At 69.6% G+C, this 17,033-nt stretch carries 15 protein-coding genes and 1 other RNA gene; 11 read left to right on the top strand and 5 right to left on the bottom strand.

Translation table 11 applies throughout. The features are described from left to right. The first annotated feature begins 26 nt into the window (after positions 1-26). The 3 genes from AC3WSN_RS29660 to AC3WSN_RS29650 all read left to right on the top strand — a co-directional run bounded on the left by AC3WSN_RS29660 (position 27) and on the right by AC3WSN_RS29650 (position 1,757). The gene (locus AC3WSN_RS29660) at positions 27-401 is read left to right on the top strand and encodes a hypothetical protein (protein ID WP_492542840.1); all 375 of its coding nucleotides are present in this window, start codon (positions 27-29) and stop codon (positions 399-401) included. Positions 402-538: 137 nt separating this feature from the next. Next, positions 539-988 (top strand): hypothetical protein, encoded by a 450-nt coding sequence (locus AC3WSN_RS29655; RefSeq protein ID WP_192706750.1) that lies wholly within the window; start codon positions 539-541, stop codon positions 986-988. A 49-nt stretch (positions 989-1,037) separates the two neighbouring features. Beyond that, positions 1,038-1,757, top strand: a complete 720-nt coding sequence (locus AC3WSN_RS29650; RefSeq protein ID WP_492542838.1) for a glutathione S-transferase — start codon at positions 1,038-1,040, stop codon at positions 1,755-1,757. Between the two features lie 12 nt (positions 1,758-1,769). Here AC3WSN_RS29650 and AC3WSN_RS29645 read toward each other — a convergent pair whose 3' ends face one another. Together AC3WSN_RS29645 and AC3WSN_RS29640 are read right to left on the bottom strand one after the other, a co-directional pair. Next, the gene (locus tag AC3WSN_RS29645) at positions 1,770-3,530 is read right to left on the bottom strand and encodes a bifunctional protein-serine/threonine kinase/phosphatase (RefSeq protein ID WP_492542836.1); all 1,761 of its coding nucleotides are present in this window, start codon (positions 3,528-3,530) and stop codon (positions 1,770-1,772) included. Then, entirely contained in the window at positions 3,527-5,065 is a 1,539-nt protein-coding gene (locus tag AC3WSN_RS29640) for a YifB family Mg chelatase-like AAA ATPase (protein WP_492542834.1), read from the bottom strand. Before AC3WSN_RS29640 ends, AC3WSN_RS29645 begins: the two co-directional genes overlap by 4 nt. Before the next feature lie 146 nt (positions 5,066-5,211). Here AC3WSN_RS29640 and AC3WSN_RS29635 point away from each other — a divergent pair, with 146 nt between their 5' ends. The 4 genes from AC3WSN_RS29635 (at position 5,212) to AC3WSN_RS29620 (ending at position 7,930) form a co-directional block, all read left to right on the top strand. After that, positions 5,212-5,472 carry a PepSY domain-containing protein gene (locus AC3WSN_RS29635; protein ID WP_492542832.1) on the top strand — a complete coding sequence of 87 codons (261 nt, stop codon included), beginning with the start codon at positions 5,212-5,214 and terminating at the stop codon, positions 5,470-5,472. 52 nt (positions 5,473-5,524) lie between these two features. Continuing rightward, positions 5,525-5,623: signal recognition particle sRNA small type (gene ffs, locus AC3WSN_RS29630), an RNA gene on the top strand. 36 nt (positions 5,624-5,659) lie between these two features. Beyond that, positions 5,660-7,525 carry a DNA polymerase III subunit gamma/tau gene (locus AC3WSN_RS29625; RefSeq protein WP_492542830.1) on the top strand — a complete coding sequence of 622 codons (1,866 nt, stop codon included), beginning with the start codon at positions 5,660-5,662 and terminating at the stop codon, positions 7,523-7,525. Between the two features lie 81 nt (positions 7,526-7,606). Then, entirely contained in the window at positions 7,607-7,930 is a 324-nt protein-coding gene (locus AC3WSN_RS29620; RefSeq protein ID WP_192706745.1) for a YbaB/EbfC family nucleoid-associated protein, read from the top strand. 240 nt (positions 7,931-8,170) lie between these two features. On the opposite strand, the gene AC3WSN_RS29615 is transcribed toward AC3WSN_RS29620, so the two are convergent. Continuing rightward, positions 8,171-9,790 carry a phosphoenolpyruvate carboxykinase gene (locus tag AC3WSN_RS29615; RefSeq protein ID WP_492542828.1) on the bottom strand — a complete coding sequence of 540 codons (1,620 nt, stop codon included), beginning with the start codon at positions 9,788-9,790 and terminating at the stop codon, positions 8,171-8,173. A gap of 403 nt (positions 9,791-10,193) precedes the next feature. On the opposite strand from AC3WSN_RS29615, the gene recR reads away from it, so the two are divergent. From recR to truA, 4 genes are all read left to right on the top strand, one after another. Further along, positions 10,194-10,799: a recombination mediator RecR gene (gene recR / locus AC3WSN_RS29610; RefSeq protein WP_492542826.1), complete on the top strand. Its 606-nt coding sequence runs from the start codon at positions 10,194-10,196 to the stop codon at positions 10,797-10,799. A 104-nt stretch (positions 10,800-10,903) separates the two neighbouring features. Then, on the top strand, positions 10,904-11,419 hold the full coding sequence (locus AC3WSN_RS29605; RefSeq protein ID WP_192706742.1) for a peptide deformylase: 516 nt from the start codon (positions 10,904-10,906) through the stop codon (positions 11,417-11,419). A gap of 7 nt (positions 11,420-11,426) precedes the next feature. Continuing rightward, positions 11,427-12,356, top strand: coding sequence for a methionyl-tRNA formyltransferase (fmt, locus tag AC3WSN_RS29600; RefSeq protein ID WP_492542825.1), 930 nt, complete (start codon positions 11,427-11,429; stop codon positions 12,354-12,356). Between the two features lie 220 nt (positions 12,357-12,576). Beyond that, positions 12,577-13,338, top strand: coding sequence for a tRNA pseudouridine(38-40) synthase TruA (gene truA, locus AC3WSN_RS29595; protein WP_492542823.1), 762 nt, complete (start codon positions 12,577-12,579; stop codon positions 13,336-13,338). Here truA and dapE read toward each other — a convergent pair. Together dapE and AC3WSN_RS29585 are read right to left on the bottom strand one after the other, a co-directional pair. Continuing rightward, positions 13,320-14,498, bottom strand: coding sequence for a succinyl-diaminopimelate desuccinylase (gene dapE / locus AC3WSN_RS29590; RefSeq protein ID WP_492542821.1), 1,179 nt, complete (start codon positions 14,496-14,498; stop codon positions 13,320-13,322). The genes truA and dapE overlap by 19 nt on opposite strands. 80 nt (positions 14,499-14,578) lie before the next feature. Next, entirely contained in the window at positions 14,579-16,924 is a 2,346-nt protein-coding gene (locus AC3WSN_RS29585; RefSeq protein ID WP_492542819.1) for an amylo-alpha-1,6-glucosidase, read from the bottom strand. Positions 16,925-17,033: the final 109 nt, after the last annotated feature.

The raw sequence follows: 17,033 nt of genomic DNA, 5'->3' as shown, positions 1-17,033 counted from the left end.
GCGTGATCCCCCCGGACCGGAGCCGCATGACGCACCTGATTGCCGCCGCCCTGCTTGTCGCCTGTACGGTTCCCGCCGCGGCCGCGTCGCGCAGGCCGCCGGTTCTGGACCGGTTCGACGGCACGTGGAGCGTCGAGATCATCACCGAGGCGGGCACGTGCGACCGGGCCTACCGCTACCCGATCCGAATCGAGCACGGCCGGGCCCGCTTCATCGGCGCCGCCTTCACGGTTCAGGGGAGCGTCGCCGGAAACGGCGCTGTCCGGGGCTCGATCTCGAACGGTATGGCCACGGCCGTCGTCAACGGACGCCTCGGCGCGAGCGGGTTCGGCGCCGGGACCTGGGTCGCCTCCGGATCCCTTGAATGCCGGGGCCGCTGGAATGCCGAACGCCGGGGCTGAGCTCCGGTCGGAAGCCGTCGCAAAACGGTCTGGATCTTGCCCGGAATCGGGCACGCCGAAAGACCGATCAGCCCCGTTCCCGACGCAATCATGAGGGAATGCTGAACGTGGTTCGGATACCCGACGAGGCCGCCCGCATGAAGTCTTCGATCCTCGCCTCCCTCACCGTCCTCGCTCTCGTCTCGACGGCGCAGGCGCGCCCGCACCGGCAGCCCGCGGCTCCGGCGGTGAACGCGGCGGAGGCCGAGAAGGTGCTGGCGCCGCTGCGGCAGGCCGCCACCGAGTGCTTCGCCGATACGGTGCTGTCGAACCCGAAGGCGACCGCCGAGGCGCGGGCGGGCCACTGGTACGAGGCCGTCGGCATCACGGGCTTCCTCTGCCGTCCCGAAGTCGCCGCAATGATCAAGGCCCATGATCGGCTCTACGGTGCGAAGACCGGGGAGCGTTACTTCAAGGGCGCCTACGCCAAGCATCTCGATCAGCAGCTCGCCGAGCGGCTCCAGCCGATGCTGGCCCACAAGGCCGTGGCCAGTGCCGAGCCGCCCGCCGAGAAGGCGGCCGCCGAGGACGCCGCGGCCGGCAACTGACGCGGGAACGGCCTCTTCGGGTACCGTCTTCGCCTGCGAGGAGGCGGCTGTGGCCTACGAGCTTCATTATTGGCCGATGATCCAGGGGCGCGGCGAGTTCGTCCGCCTCGCCCTGGAAGACGCTGGGGTCGACTACGTCGATGTCGCCCGGCAGGACGACGAGGCCGGCGGCATCGAACCGATGCTCGGCCGCCTTTCCGATCCGGCGAACGCGCGGCCGCCGTTCGCACCGCCGTTCCTGCGCGACGGGGACGTGGTCGTGGCTCAGACGGCCGCGATCCTGCTCTATCTCGGCCCGCGTCTCGGCCTCGTCGGCGCGTCGGAGCGCGACCGGATCTGGACGCACCAGCTTCAGCTCACCATCGCGGACGCCGTGGACGAGGCGCACGATACCCACCATCCGCTCGGGGTCGGCCTGTACTACGCCGAGCAGAAACCCGAAGCCCTGCGCCGGGCCAAGGGTTTCCGCGCGGAACGCATTCCCAAGTTCCTCCGCTATTTCGAGCGCGTGCTTGAGGCCAATAATGGCGGCGGGCTGGTCGGCTCCGATCTGTCCTACGCGGATCTGTCGCTGTTCCAGCTCGTCGAGGGACTGCGCTACGCCTTCCCGAAGTCGGCGGGCGCGGCCTTGCGCGACACACCCCGGGTCGTGCGCCTCCACGAGTCCGTGGCGCAGCGACCGCGGATCGCCGCCTATCTTGCCAGCGAGAGGCGGATCCCGTTCAACGAGGACGGCATCTTTCGCCGCTATCCCGAACTGGACGCCTGAGGAGGCGGCTCCTCACCGAGGCGGATGGGCGACGAGGATGCCGGCGAGGATCAGGGCCACGATCCCCAGCGTCAGCGACAGAAGTCGCCAGAACAGCAGCGGATCCCGCTCCAGCAACGATGTCCGTCTCCCGTCCAAGAAGCCCGGGTTGGGATACCTGAGATCCTGGATGAACTCCGAGAGGGCCTGATAGCGCCGGGCCGGATTCGGATGAACGGCCTTCCGCAGAGCGCCATCGACCCAGACCGGCAGCAGCGGGCGCGTCGTCAGGGCCGAGACGTAGCGGAGCCGGCGCTGCGCCGCCGGCGTACGCGCCCGGGGCACCGCATCGCCGTAGGGAAGCCGGCCGGTCAGCATCTGGTAGGCCATGACGCCGACCGCGAACACGTCGGACCCGGCCGTTGACGGCACGCCCAGGAAGCATTCCGGCGCCGTGTACTGCACCGTGCCGAGGATCTCGGCCGGGTCGATCCGCGGATCGCCCTCGACGACGCCGGCAACCTTCGTGGCACCGAAGTCGATGACCTGAACGGTCCCCGAGGCGTCGATCAGGACGTTGTCGGGCCGCAGGTCCTGATGGACCATCTCCCGCCGGTGAAAAGCCTGGACGCCCTTCGCGAGCTGCTCGACGAGGCTCCGCACGGCTTCGAGCTCGGGCGCGGCGTGATCGCGCATCCACTGCGTCAGGGTCTGACCCTGGACGTAGCGCATCACCGTGTAGAGGTGACTGCGGCGCCGGTTCTGCGGATGGGCCTGGAGGACGTGCGGATTGTCGATCCGGCGGGCGATCCACTCCTCCATGACGAACCGTTTGCGCTGGGCGGGATCGTCGCGCAGATCCAGCGACAGGACCTTCAGGGCGACACGTGCCCCGGTCTCCAGATCCGTCGCGAGGTAGACGCGGCTCCGGGGACCGGAATGGAGCGTGCGCAGGAGGCGGTAGCCGTCGAACTCGGCAGGCGGGTCGAGCAGGGGCGCCGGGTCGAGACCCTGAACATCCTCGAGGAGATCGACGGCTTCACCCGCCGGCACCGAATCGACCCGAACGATCTGGATCGTCAGGTTATCCGTGCTGCCGGCGGCGAGAGCCGCCTCGACGATGGCCCCAGCGGCCGCATCGAGGTTCTCCGCCGACGCGATCGCCGAGACCATATCGCGCGGCGTGACATGCTCGTGCACGCCGTCCGTGGTGAGCACGAAGGTGTCGCCCACGTCGATGCTGAGCGTGTGGTAATCGATCTCGACTCGGCCGTTCACGCCCAGAGCGCGACCGAGATAGGATTCCGCCGCGGAGACGATGACGCGGTGGTCCTCGGTGAGCTGCTCGAGGGATCGTCCCGCCAGACGCCAGATCCGGGCATCGCCGGCGTGGAAGAGATGCGCGGTGCGCGACTTCAGGATCAGGACATCGAAGGTCGTGACGTAGCCACGGTCGGCATCGTTCGGATCGAGGCCGCGCCGGGTCTGGGCGTGGAGCCAGGAATTGGCCGCCGCGATCACCTTCTGCGCCGAGTTTTTCACCGACCACGTATCGGGGGTCGCATAGTAGTCGCTGAGGAAACTCTTGATCGCGGTCTCGCTGGCCGCAGCCCCCGCCGCGCTGCTGCTGATCCCGTCGGCCAGCGCCACGGCGATGCCTTTCAGGCCGAGCTCCGGCTGCTGCGGCACGAGGGCGCCGTGGAAATCCTGATTGGCGTCCTTGTGGCCGGCGGTGCTGTGCTGGCCGATCGATACGGCCAGGTCCGAACCCGGATTGCTGGGGGCCGTACTCAAGCCGCGACCGCCGTGCCGTCGCCGCGGCCGCGATACGAGAGGGCCTCGGCCAGATGCAGCCGACGGACCTGCGTCTCGCCGTCGAGATCGGCGAGCGTCCGGGCGACACGCAACGTGCGATGGAAGCCGCGGGCGGAGAGCCGCATGCTCTCGGCCGCCTGCCGGATCAGCGCTGTCCCGTCGGCATCGGGGCCGGCGACCTCTTCGATCAGGTTCGCCGGGCAGGTGGCGTTGGTGGTGGCGGGCGACAAACCCCGGCCGGCATAGCGGGCACTTTGCAGGGCGCGCGCCGCAGCAACCCGGGCGGCGGCCTCGGGCGACCCTTCCGCGGGCGGCGACAGGATCAAGTCGGCCGCCGTCACTGCCGGGACCTCGATGCGCAGGTCGATCCGGTCGAGCAGCGGGCCCGAGATCCGCGCCTGATACTGCGCCATGCAGCGGTCGTTCGGGCCCCGCCGGCAGGCGCAGCCCGGCTCCAACCCCTGGCCGCAGCGGCACGGATTCATGGCCGCCACAAGCTGGAACCGGGCCGGATAGGTAACCCGGTGATTGGCGCGGGCGATCATCACCTCGCCGGTCTCCATGGGCTGACGCAGGCTGTCGAGGACCTGCGGGGCGAATTCGGGAAGCTCGTCCAGGAAAAGCACGCCGCCATGGGCGAGGGAGACCTCGCCCGGGCGCGCGCCGAGCCCGCCGCCGACCAGCGCGGCCATCGAGGCGGAATGGTGGGGCTGTCGAAACGGTCGGCGGTTCGAGAGCGCGCCGTCCTTCAATTCGCCCGCGACCGACTGGACCATGGAGATGTCGAGCAGCTCGCGGGGGCCGAGGGGCGGCAGGATCGAGGGCAGCCGGGCGGCGAGCATCGACTTGCCCGAGCCGGGCGGCCCGTTCATCAGCAGATTGTGGCCGCCCGCGGCGGCGATCTCGAGGGCGCGCTTGGCCCCCTCCTGTCCCTTGATGTCGATCAGGTCCGGCAAGGGTCCCGCGAGACCGGCCACCGAGGCCTCCGGGCGCGCCATGACCTGGCTGCCCTTGAAGTGATTGGCGAGCTGGATCAACGAGCGCGGGGCGAGCACGTCGAGGTCGCCGCCGGCCCAGGCCGCCTCCGGCCCGGTCGAAGCCGGGCAGATCAGGCCGAGGCCGCGCGCGCCCGCCGCGATGGCGGCCGGCAGCACGCCGTTCACCGCGGTGATGCTGCCGTCGAGGGCGAGCTCGCCCAGGACGCAGTAGCCGGCGAGAGCATCCGCCGGAATCGCGCCGATCGCCGCCATGACGCCCAGCGCGATCGGCAGGTCGTAATGCGAGCCCTCCTTGGGCAGATCCGCGGGGGCGAGATTGACGGTGATGCGCTTGGCCGGAAGCGCCAACCCCGAGGCGATCAGAGCGCCGCGCACCCGCTCGCGGGACTCGGCCACTGCCTTGTCGGGCAGACCCACCACCGTGAACACCACCGAGCCCGGGATGATCTGGACCTGCACGTCGACCGCGCGCGCCTCGATGCCCTCGAAGGCGACGGTGGCGACGCGCGTGACCATAGGTGAAGAATCCTCGACGCCGCAGGCTTGGGCGTCCCAGATCTGCGGGAGAATTGTAGGGGACTCAAGAGGATCCACAGCGCGAGGGAACCCCTCTGCTGCATTCCTGTTCACAGCCGACAACTCGTGATGGATTGGAGACTGCCTTGCGCCTCGCCACGCCACTTCTCGCGCTGACCTTCGCTCTCGGCCTCGCAACCGCGGCCCAAGCCGATGAGAAGCTTCCGCCCGACCAGCAGGCCAAGGTCGAGGCCATGCTGAAGCAGGAAGGCTTCACCAAGTGGAAGGAGATCGAGCTGGACGACGGCATGATCGAGGTGGATGACGCGATCGACGCCAGCGGCAAGCAGTTCGACCTGAAGCTCAATCCCAAGACCCTGGCGATCGTGAAGCGCAAGGCCGAGTAGGCGGCGTAGAGGCAGCGCTTGCGTTCGGGCCGAGGCCCGGCCATATAGCCGGCGGGGGGTTGGCGAGGGACGTTTCACTCGCCAACCGGGTCAGGTCCGGAAGGAAGCAGCCCTAACGAGACCGAGCGGGTCTTCGTCCAGCCTCCCACCTCATTCCCTGCGCGCGGCAGCCCGATTCTGACACGGCATGGACGCTTCGACCGGCACGCCTGACGACGAGCCGGGCCTGCCCGGGTTTCCAGCGCCCGCAGCCGCGGCGACGCCCTATCGGGTGCTCGCGCGAAAATACCGCCCCACCAATTTCGGCGACCTGATCGGCCAGGACGCGATGGTCCGGACTCTGGCCAACGGGTTCGCGGCCAACCGCATTCCGCAGGCCTGGATGCTCACCGGCGTCCGCGGGGTCGGCAAGACCACGACGGCGCGCATTCTCGCCCGCGGCCTCAACTACGCCCGCGCCGGCCAGCCGGATACCGGCCCGACCGTGGCGATGCCGGAACTCGGCCTCCACTGCGCGGCGATCATGGAATCCCGGCACATGGACGTGCTGGAGATGGATGCCGCCTCGCATACCGGCATCGACGACGTCCGGGCGATCATCGACGGCATCCGCTACGGGCCGGTCTCGGCGCGCTACAAGGTCTACATCGTCGACGAGGTCCACATGCTCTCCGAGAAGGCGTTCAATGCCTTCCTGAAGACGCTCGAGGAGCCGCCGCCGCACGCCAAGTTCGTCTTCGCCACCACCGAGATCCGCAAGGTGCCGGTGACGATCCTGTCCCGCTGCCAGCGCTTCGACCTGCGCCGGGTTGAGGCGCCGACGCTGCACGCCCATCTCGCCAAGGTCTGCGCGGCCGAGGGCGTCTCCGTCGAGGACGAGGCCCTGGGCGCGATCGTGCGCGCCGCGGAGGGCTCGGTGCGCGACGCGCTCTCGCTGCTGGATCAGGCGATCGCCCACGGCGCCGGCACGATCACCGCGCAGAGCGTGCGCGACATGCTGGGCCTCGCCGATCGCGCCCGGATCCTCGACCTGTTCGAGGCTGTGATGCGCGGGTCGGTCCCGGCCGCCTTCGCGGAGTTGCGGGCGCAGTACGATTCCGGCGCCGACCCGTCGGTCGTCCTCTCGGATCTCGCCGCCTTCACCCATCTCGTCACCCGGCTCAAGGCCGTGCCGGAGACCGCGTCGGATCCGACGCTGAGCGAGACCGAGCGCGTCCGCGGCGCCGAGTTTGCCGAGAAGCTCTCGATCCGTGCGCTGTCGCGGGCGTGGCAGATCCTGCTCAAGGCCATCCCGGAGGTACAGGCCGCCCCGCGCCCGCTCGCGGCGGCCGAGATGGCGATCGTGCGCCTCGCCTACGCGGCAGACCTGCCCACGCCGGACGAGGCCCTGCGGCAGCTGAAGGCCGAGGCGGCCGCCGCACCACAGGACGATCCGCCTGCGCCGTCGGGACGTCCGCCTCTGCCACCGATCCCCGATCTGCGCGGCGGCGGCTCTGCGGCTCTCGCGGCTTCACCCCGAACCGAACTGGCACAGCCCATTCCCGCGGCCGTGCCGACGGCGATGGCCGTCGTGGCCCCGCGGCCGGCAGCCGTGGCGCCGCCGACGCCGCGTCTCGGCCGTTTCGAGGATCTGATCGCGCTGGCCGATGCCAACCGGGACATCCTGCTCCGCACGGCGCTGGAGCGGGACATCCACCTCGTGCGATTCGAGGAGGGCCGCATCGAGTTCCGGCTCGCGTCCGGCGGGCGTCCGAGCCTCGCCACCGACCTCGCAGCCGCCATTGAGCGTTGGACCGGACGGCGCTGGGTCGTCGCCCTCTCGAAGGAGGAAGGTGCGCCGACACGCGATGCCGCGGCCCGTGCCGCCACCGAAACCCGCCGGGAGAACGCGGCCGCCGATCCGTTCGTGCGCGAAGTGCTCACCCGCTTTCCTGGAGCCGAAATCGTCGACGTGCGCGAGACTGCGCCCGAGGCTCTCCCCTCGGCCGAGCAGGAGATCCTCGGGGCGGGAGACGCCGCACCGGTGGACGAGGTCGAGGACGACGAAGCCTGAGGCCTCGGCCCGTCCGCCCATGGCGGGCGGCGGCCGGCATCCCCAGATCACACAACGACAAGGTAACGGGAAGAAAGCCGCATGCGCGACCTGATGGGCATCATGAAGCAGGCCCAGGCCATGCAGGAGAAGATGGCCAACCTGCAAACCGAGATGGACGGGATCGAGGTCACCGGCGCCTCGGGCGGCGGCTCCGTTCGGGTCACGATGACCGCCAAGGGCCAGATGAAGGGCGTCAGCATCGACCCGTCTCTGATGGTGGCGGACGAGCGCGAGATCCTTGAGGATCTGATCGTCGCCGCCTGCAACGACGCCCGCGGCAAGGCGGAGGCGACCATGCAGGAGCGCATGGCCGAGCTGACCAAGGGCCTGCCGCTGCCGCCGGGCATGAAGCTGCCGTTCTAGGGCTTGTCGACGCGGAGGGGTCTCCAGCCTGCGGGCCGATCATCTCCGCGCCCCGTCATCCCGGGGCCGCGCAGCGGAGTCCGGGATCCAGACCCGCCGACCTGCCAGACACGCACACCACCGGTGCGTCTGGATTCCGGGCTCGCCTGCGGCGCCCCGGGATGACGGGCTGTCTGGCCCGTGCGCGACCCCTTCGATCGGGCGATCACGGGCGGCCCGTCGGGCCGCCCGATCTCATTGTCAGGCTGCGATCGCCTGCGCGGTCGGCCCGGCGGCGCGCACGTCGGCGTCGACATGGGCCTCGAACCGCTTGAAGTTGTCATCGAACATCTTCACGAGGCGCGCCGCCGTCTCCACGAAGGCGCCCTTGTTGGCCCAGGTCTTCACCGGGGTCAGGATGTGCGGCTCGACGCCCGGAACCGAGACCGGCACCGCGAAGCCGAAATACGGATCACGGCGGAACTCGGCCTGTGCCAGCGAGCCGTCGAGGGCGGCGCTCAGCAGACGGCGCGTCACGCGGATCGGCATGCGCCGGCCGGTGCCGACGCCGCCGCCGGTCCAGCCGGTGTTGACGAGCCAGCAATCGACGCTGTGCTTGGCGATCAGATCGCGCAGCAGGTTGCCGTAGGTGCTCGGATGCCGCGGCATGAACGGCGCGCCGAAACAGGTCGAGAAGGTCGCCTCGGGCCCGGTCAGGCCGCGCTCGGTGCCGGCCACCTTGGCGGTGTAGCCCGAGAGGAAGTGGTACATCGCCTCGGCGCCGGTGAGCTTGGCGATCGGCGGCATCACCCCGAAGGCGTCACAGGTGAGCATCACGATGTTCTTCGGATGCCCGGCCCGGCCCGTGGCGCTCGCGTTGGCGATGAAGTCCAACGGGTAGGCGCAGCGGGTGTTCTCGGTGAGCGACGCGTCGTCGAAATCTGGCACGCGGGTGACCGGATCGATGATCACGTTCTCCATCACCGTGCCGAAACGCTCGGTGGTGGCGTAGATCTCCGGCTCGGCGTTGCGCGAGAGGCGGATGGTCTTGGCGTAGCAGCCGCCCTCGAAGTTGAAGATGCCGGAATGCGACCAGCCGTGCTCGTCATCGCCGAGCAGCTGGCGGGAGCTGTCGTTCGACAGCGTCGTCTTGCCGGTGCCCGACAGGCCGAAGAAGATCGCCGAGCCGCCCTCGGCGTCCAGCGCCGCGTTGGCCGAGCAGTGCATCGGCATCACGCCCTGGCCGGGCAGGATGTAGTTCAGGTAGGTGAAGACCGACTTCTTCATCTCGCCCGCGTAGGCGGAGCCGCCGATCAGCACGAGCTTCTTCGAGAAATCGATGGCGATCACCGTCTTCGACCGGCAACCGTGCCGGGCGGGATCCGCCTGGAAGCTCGGCAGGTCGATGATCGTCATATCCGGCACGTAGGACGCGATCTCGGAGCGGTCCGGCCGGATCAGCAGGTTGCGGATGAACAGCGAGTGCCACGCGAACTCGGTGAACACCCGCGCCTTGACCCGGTAGGCCGGATCGGCGCCGCCGTAGAGGTCCTGGGCAAACAGCTCCTTGCCCTCGGCATGCTTCAGGAAGTCCTGGCGCAGGGTCTCGAACTGCTCGGGCGTGATCGCGCCGTTGTTGTCCCACCAGACCTCGTTCTCGGTGCCGGCGTCGCGGACCACGAACTTGTCCTTGGGCGAGCGGCCGGTATGGCTGCCGGTGGTGGCGACGATCGCGCCGCCGCGGGCGAGTTGCGCCTCCTTGCGGGACAGCGCCTCCTCGTAGAGGCGCGGCGCCTCGAAGTTCCAGTGGACGGCCTTGAGGTCGCGGAAGCCGGCCGCCTCGGCGCCGTGGGCCGCGTTGTGATCACCGATGTTGGTCAAGATCGTATCTCCCGGGCCCCTGTTCGACCGTCGACGCGACTGAACCGGACGGGACCGCCGTCCGAATCCGACCGGGAGACGTCCGCGCGGTCGTACAGGTCCGCCGCGCGCAGGATCTCCGTTTCCCGGCTGCTTGCCGCCGCTGCAACGAGTAGGCGGCGAAGCTTCGCTGTCATTATGGGCTCCTCCAGGGGCCCGCAATGTGGACAAACAGGTTAGACCACAGTCGTGGACTCAGGAACCCAAGTCTGTAAGCCGTTTCGCACGTCGTGCAGCAGAACGGTACGGGCGGAGCGGCTCTGGAATACCCATATACCAGAGGTGCGTGCCTGAACCCTTGCGCGCCGCTTGGCGGCGTCTATGCCCGTCCGGACCTTAAGCCCCTCCTCGCCCAAGAGGCACGATGCCCCAAGCCGTCGCCGGCCCCGAGATCGAGCGCCTGATCCAGCTTCTCGCCCGCATGCCGGGCCTCGGACCCCGCTCGGCGCGGCGGGCTGCCCTCCAGCTCATCAAGAAGCGCGAAACTCTGCTCGGGCCGCTGGCCGACGCCATGCGGGTGGCGGCCGACCGCATCATCGTGTGCACGAGCTGCGGCAACGTCGATACCTCCGACCCCTGCACGATCTGCCGCGATGCCGAGCGCGACCCGACGACGCTCGTGGTGGTCGAAGACGTGTCCGATCTCTGGGCCCTGGAGCGCTCGGGCGCCGTGAAGGCGCGCTACCATGTGCTCGGCGGCGTCCTCTCGGCGCTCGACGGCGTGCGGCCGGAGCACCTGAACCTCGCAAGTCTGGTTGAGCGCGTGGCCCCGCCCGAGGTGACCGAGGTGATCCTGGCGCTCAACGCCACCGTCGACGGCCAGACCACCGCCCATTACGTGACCGAGTCGATCCGGCATTGCGGCGTGAAGGTCACGCGGCTCGCCCACGGCGTGCCGGTCGGCGGCGAGCTCGACTATCTCGACGAGGGCACCCTGTCGGCGGCAATCCGCAGCCGCACGGCGTTCTGAGGGGCGGGAAGCCGGCGTGAGCCGGTATTTGACCGGTCCACGACCGCATCCTATTCGACGCTGAGCCCGGACCCGTCCCGGCGCCTTCCCTGCCGGTTTCCGCCATGACCATCCGCCCGCTCGTCATCCTCCCCGATTCCGTCCTGCGCCAGAGTTCCGAACCGGTCGGTCCGATCACCGCCGAGATCCGCACCCTCGTCGCCGACATGTTCGACACGATGTACGACGCCCCCGGCGTCGGGCTCGCGGCAATCCAGATCGGCGTGGCGAAGCGCATCGTCACGATCGACACGTCGAAGGAGGAAGGCGTCCGCGACGCGCGGGTCTTCATCAATCCCGAGATCGTCTGGTCCTCGGAGGAGAAGCGGGTCTACGACGAGGGCTGCCTGTCGATCCCCGACTACTACGCCGAGGTCGAGCGGCCGGACCGGGTGCGCGTGAAGTTCCGCGACCTCGACGGCCAGGAGCAGGAGATTGAGGCCGACGGCCTGCTCTCGACCTGCATCCAGCACGAGATCGACCATCTCAACGGCGTGCTGTTCATCGACCACCTGTCGAAGCTGAAGCGCGACCGGGTGATCAAGAAGTTCACCAAGGCGGCCAAGCGCGACGCGGCCTGAGCCGGCCATGCGCGTCGTCTTCATGGGCACGCCGGACTTCGCGGTGCCGACGCTCGCCCGGCTCGCGCAGGACGGGCACGGAATCGTCGCGGTTTATACCCGCGCGCCCTCCAGGGCCGGCCGCGGCATGAGCCTGCGCCCCTCGCCGGTCCACGCGCTGGCCGACACGCTCGGCGTGCCGGTCCTGACGCCCGCGACGCTCCGCACGCCCGAAGCCGCCGAGACCTTCGCGGCCCACCAGGCCGACGTCGCCGTCGTCGTGGCCTACGGGATGCTCCTGCCGCAGGCGATCCTCGACGCGCCGAAGCACGGCTGCCTCAACCTGCACGGCTCATTGCTGCCGCGCTGGCGCGGCGCGGCGCCGATCCAGCGCGCCGTCATGGCCGGCGATGCCGAGAGCGGCGTCGGGGTGATGCGGATGGAGGCGGGCCTCGATACCGGCCCCGTGGCCCTGGAGGCCCGGCTCCCGATCGCCCCGGGCATGACGGCGGGTGCGCTGCACGACGCGCTGATGCCGGTCGGCGCCGATCTGATGGCGCAGGCCCTCGCCCGTCTCGACGCGGGCACGCTGACCTTCACGCCGCAGCCGGAGGACGGCATCGCCTACGCCCACAAGATCACGAACGACGAGGCGCGGATCGACTGGTCCCGGCCGGCGGCTGAGGTCGCCAACCGGATCAACGGGCTGTCGCCCTTCCCCGGCGCGTTCTTCGAGGTCGATCTCGGCAAGGGTCCCGAGCGCGTGAAGGTGCTGCGCGCCATCCCGGCCGCGGGCGCAGGCGAGGCGGGGACGTTGCGCGATGGCGAGGGAATTGTCGCGTGCGGCGACGGCGCCGTCCGGCTTCTGGAGCTGCGCCGCGCGGGAAAAGGCGGCAGTGCCGGCGGAGCGGAGTTCGTCCGGGGCGCCCGTCTCACGCCCGGCGCCCGCCTCGGCTGATGCGCGTAGCCCGGTCAAGGTCTTCTGCACTCGGTCCAACCTGTCATCGCGAGCGCAGCGAAGCGACCCAGGACAACGCACCCTGGCGAGGCTTGGCGCGACACTGGATGGCTTCGCTACGCTCGCAAAGACGATCGCGCGCACATCATTCCAAAGCTTTGTGTCATATCGCGAAATCGAACATCAGAGCGCCCTCGGTAGACCTTGAGGGAGCCGGCTGATGCCCCGCTACAAACTCGTCATCGAGTACGATGGCAGCCCGTTCTGCGGCTGGCAGCGGCAGGCCGAGGATCCCACGGTCCAGGGCGCGATCGAGGCGGCCGTCATGCGCTTCTCCGGCGAGGAAGTCCGGCTCACCTGCGCGGGCCGGACCGATGCCGGCGTGCACGCCATCCATCAGGTGGCCCATCTCGACCTCACCAAGGACTGGCGGACCGACACGGTGCGGGATGCCCTGAACGCTCATCTGCGGCCGCAGCCGGTGGCGATCCTGTCTGCCGAGATCGTGCCGGAGAGCTTCGACGCCCGCCACTCGGCGGTCCGCCGGCACTACCGCTACCGCATTCTCAACCGGCGCAGCCCGGCGGCGCTGACGCGAGCCCATGTCTGGCACGTGCCGTGGCCCCTCGACGCCGCTCGCATGCACGACGCCGCCCAGCGCCTCGTCGGCCGCCACGACTTCTCGGCCTTTCGGGCCGCGGAATGCCAGGCGAACAGCCCGATCCGCACGCTGGAGCAGCTCGACGTCGCCCGCGCGCCGATGGCACTCCACGACGAGATCGTGGTGGCGACCGCGGCGCGCTCGTTCCTGCACCATCAGGTACGGGCCATGGTCGGCACGCTGATGCTTGCGGGCTGCGGCCGCCTCTCCGCGGACGACGTGGCCGAGATCCTGGCCTCGGGCGAGAAGCGCCGGTGCGGACCGCTGGCCCCGGCCGCAGGGCTGACGTTCGTGGGCGTCGACTACGATGCGGGGAAATAGGCCTCGAGCACCCGCTCGTAGATCGCCGTCAGCCGCTCCAGATCGGCGACCGCCACGCATTCGTCGACCTGATGCATGGTCTCGCCGACGAGGCCGAACTCGATCACCGGGCAGGCATCCTTGATGAAGCGCGCGTCCGACGTGCCGCCGGTGGTGGAGAGCATCGGCGTCAGGCCGGTCTCGGCCCGGATCGCCTCCGCGACGAGCGTCACGAAGGCGTCTGGCCGCGTCAGGAAGGCCGGAGCATTCGAGGGCTGAAGGTCCAGGCTGAAGCGCACCGCGTTCCCGGCCGCCTGCTCCAGGCGCTGGCGGATCTCGGCGCCCAGGCTCTCGGCCGTCCAGTCGTCGTTGAAGCGGACATTGAAGGTCGCCCGGGCAGTCGCCGGGATCACGTTGGTGGCCGGGTTGCCGACGTCGATCGTCGTGAACTCGAGGTTCGAGGCGTCGAAATGCGCCGTCCCGCGGTCCAGCGGCTCGGCGACCAGCGCCGAGGCGAGGCGCAGCAGGCCCGGGATCGGGTTCTCGGCCTTGTGCGGGTAGGCGACGTGGCCCTGCCGCCCCAGCACGGTGAGCTTGCCGGTGAGCGACCCGCGCCGGCCGATCTTGATCATCTCGCCGAGCCGGCCCGGATTGGTTGGCTCGCCCAGGACGCAATGGTCGAATCGTTCGCCCCGTCGCCGCGCCCAATCGAGGAGCTTCACGGTGCCGTTGACCGCGGGGCCCTCCTCGTCGCCGGTGATCAGGAACGCGATGGAGCCGCCGAAATCGGCGCCGCGCCGTGCCAGGAAGGCGAGCGTGGCCGCGAGCATACAAGCGATGCCGCCCTTCATGTCGGCGGCGCCCCGGCCGTACAGCATCCCGTCGGCGACCGCGCCCGCGAAGGGGTCGTGGCGCCACGCGCCCTCACCCTCCGGCACGACGTCGGTGTGGCCGGCAAAGACGAGGCACGGACCGTCCCGCCCGATGCGCGCGTAGAGATTCGGCGTATCGGCGTATCCGGGCTCGGAGAAGACCGGCCGCTCGACGGCGAAGCCGGTGGGCTGGAGCGCGTCGGCGACCACGTCGAGGGCGCCGCGATCATCCGGCGTCACGGACGGGCAGCGGATCAGGGCCTGCGCGAGGCGCAGAGCCGCATCGGGGGCATGATGATCAGCCGGCATGGACCCGTCCTTGGCGGCGTGACATGCCGCGCGGCCCGCTTAACCCGAAGCGGGCCGCCCCGGAACTCCCGTCCCGAGCCCTACTTGGTGACCACGACCTGCACGTCGCCGTGGCGGCGCTGCACCGACACGGTGACGTCGTCGTCGTAGCGCTGGAAGCGGATATCCAGGCGCGAGCCGCCGAGCTTGACGTTGTAGAGGGTCACCCCGTCGAGGAACGCCGGAAGGATCGGGTTCTTGAGCCGGACACGATTGCGATCGTGGTCGAGTTCGAGACCGAGACAGGCCGCCAGGAACGCGAACGGCGCCGCTGCCGCCCAGGCCTGCGGGCTGCAAGCCACCGGATACGAAACCGGCCCGCGCTGCTTGCGGCGCATGAAGCCGCAGAACAGCTCCGGCAGCCGCTTCTGGTCCTGGTAGAGCGAGGTGTCGAACATCCCCTGGAAGATGCGCGCGGCCTCGTGCTTGCGGTCGTAGCGCGCGAGACCCATCGCGATCAGCGCGTTGTCGTGCGGCCAGATCGAGCCGTTGTGGTAGGACATCGGATTGTAGCGCGCCTCGCCCTTGGCGATCGTGCGCACGCCCCAGCCGTTGAAGCCGTCCTTGCACAGCAGCGTCTCGGCGACCCGGGCCGCCCGCTCCGGCTTGGCGATGCCGGTGAACAGGGCGTGGCCGGCATTGGACGAGCGCACCGCACACTGCTTTTTCGCACCGTCCAGGGCCAGCGCGTAGGTGCCGATCTCCTCGTTCCAGAACGCCGCGTCGAACTTTTCGCGGAGCGCGGCAGCTTCCAGCGTAAGGCGCTCGGCCATCGGGTCGTGCCCCAGCAGCGCCGCGAGCTTCGCCATGCCGTTCTTGGCCGCGTAGACGTAGCCCTGCACCTCGCACAGGGCGATCGGGCCCTTCGCAAGCTGACCGTCGGTGTGGAAGATCGAATCGTGGCTGTCCTTCCAGCCCTGGTTCTCCAGGCCCTTGTCGGTATCGCGGGCGTACTCGACGAAGCCGTCGCCGTCCCGGTCGCCGTAGCGGTCCATCCATTCCAGGGCGAGTTCCAGCGCCGGCCAGATGGCCCGGACGGTCTCGAGGTCGCCCGTGACCGCGTAGTACTCCCAGGCCAGCATCACGAAGAGCGGCGTGCCGTCGATGGTGCCGTAATAGTGTCGGAACGGCACTTCGCCGAGCATCGCCATCTCGCCGCGGCGGGTCTCGTGCAGGACCTTCCCGGGCTGGGCATCGGCCGCCGGATCGACCGCCTTGGCCTGGGTCGAGGCGAGATAGCGCAGCACGCCCCGGGCGAATTTCGGGTCGATCCAGAGCGCCATCATCGCCGTGATGATGCCGTCGCGCCCGAACACTGTGGAGTACCAGGGGATGCCGGCGAACGGGTAGATGCCCTCCGGGGTACGGGTCGCCAGCATGTACAGGTCGGCCGTGGCCCGGCACAGGCCCTCGTTGAACTGGTCGTTCGACGAGATGATCGTGGTGATCCCCCCCGTGAGCGCCCGGAGATCGCGCCGCGAGTCGCGATAGGCGCGGGCGAAGATCGTCCCCTCCCCGAGGTCCTTGAGCTCGCGCCGGGCGCCGCCGGCATTGGCCGCGAGCGTCAGCTTGGCGGCCGCATCCTCGCCGACCATCGAATCGGTCGGGGGCTTGGTGAAGGCCCGGTGCGCCTCGAAGGTCACGCGGATGAACAGGGAGGTCCGGCCGCCCGGCGGGAGCGACACGTCGAAGACCGCCTTGCCGGGCTCGATCGAATCGGGCTGCGGGCCGAAATGCAGTGCCGTCGTCCGGACGATCTCGTCGAGACCAACGTAGCGGAACTGCACCTCGCGGTCGCTCGCCACCAGGACGCCGCGCTTGCCGCGCGCCTGACGGTCGGTCCCGCGAACCTCGAAGAGGTCGCGGAAATCCGCGTCGAAGGTCACCGCGATGCGCAGGCGGCGGTGCTTCGAATCGAAGGAACGCAGGCCGATCCGGTCGTAGCAGGCGCCGCGGAACAGGAACTTGGTGCGCTCGATCGCGATCGTCTCGCGCGGGATCGAGGTTTCGTCGTGGGCGTCGATGCGGATGTCGGGCGTCGTCATGTCGACGCTCAGCGCGCCGTTATCGTCCTGCATCACCGAGGAGAGCATCAGCGGGCGCTGCCCCTCCACCGTGACCTCCAGGCGCGAGAGGTATCGCGTGTCCTGAAAATACAGCCCCTCCGGGCCGGGCTGAACGCCGATATCGCCGTAGGAATCGAGGACGCCGAACGCCTCGCCGAATTTCAGCGAGCGCAGGGGCCGCTCGACCAGGGAGGTCTGCGCCTCAATGTGATAGGTCGGCAGGACGTCGTCCGCGTCCTGGAATCCATGCGCCACGCTTCCGGCGCTCGCCGCGGTCCGGGCCTTCGCGTCGTGGGCCGCTGCCGTGTTGTCCGCCGCCATGCAGGGCATCTCCGGGTGCAAGTGAGAGGTGCGAATCGAGAGGGCTGCTGCACCCATTCGATGCAGCAGCCCTTGTTCACCCTACGGATGAGTCGCCTTTAAGACGCTA

It is taken from the genome of Methylobacterium sp. FW102-HT35C08, assembly GCF_058790235.1.
This window is presented reverse-complemented; position numbering and strand designations above follow the sequence as displayed.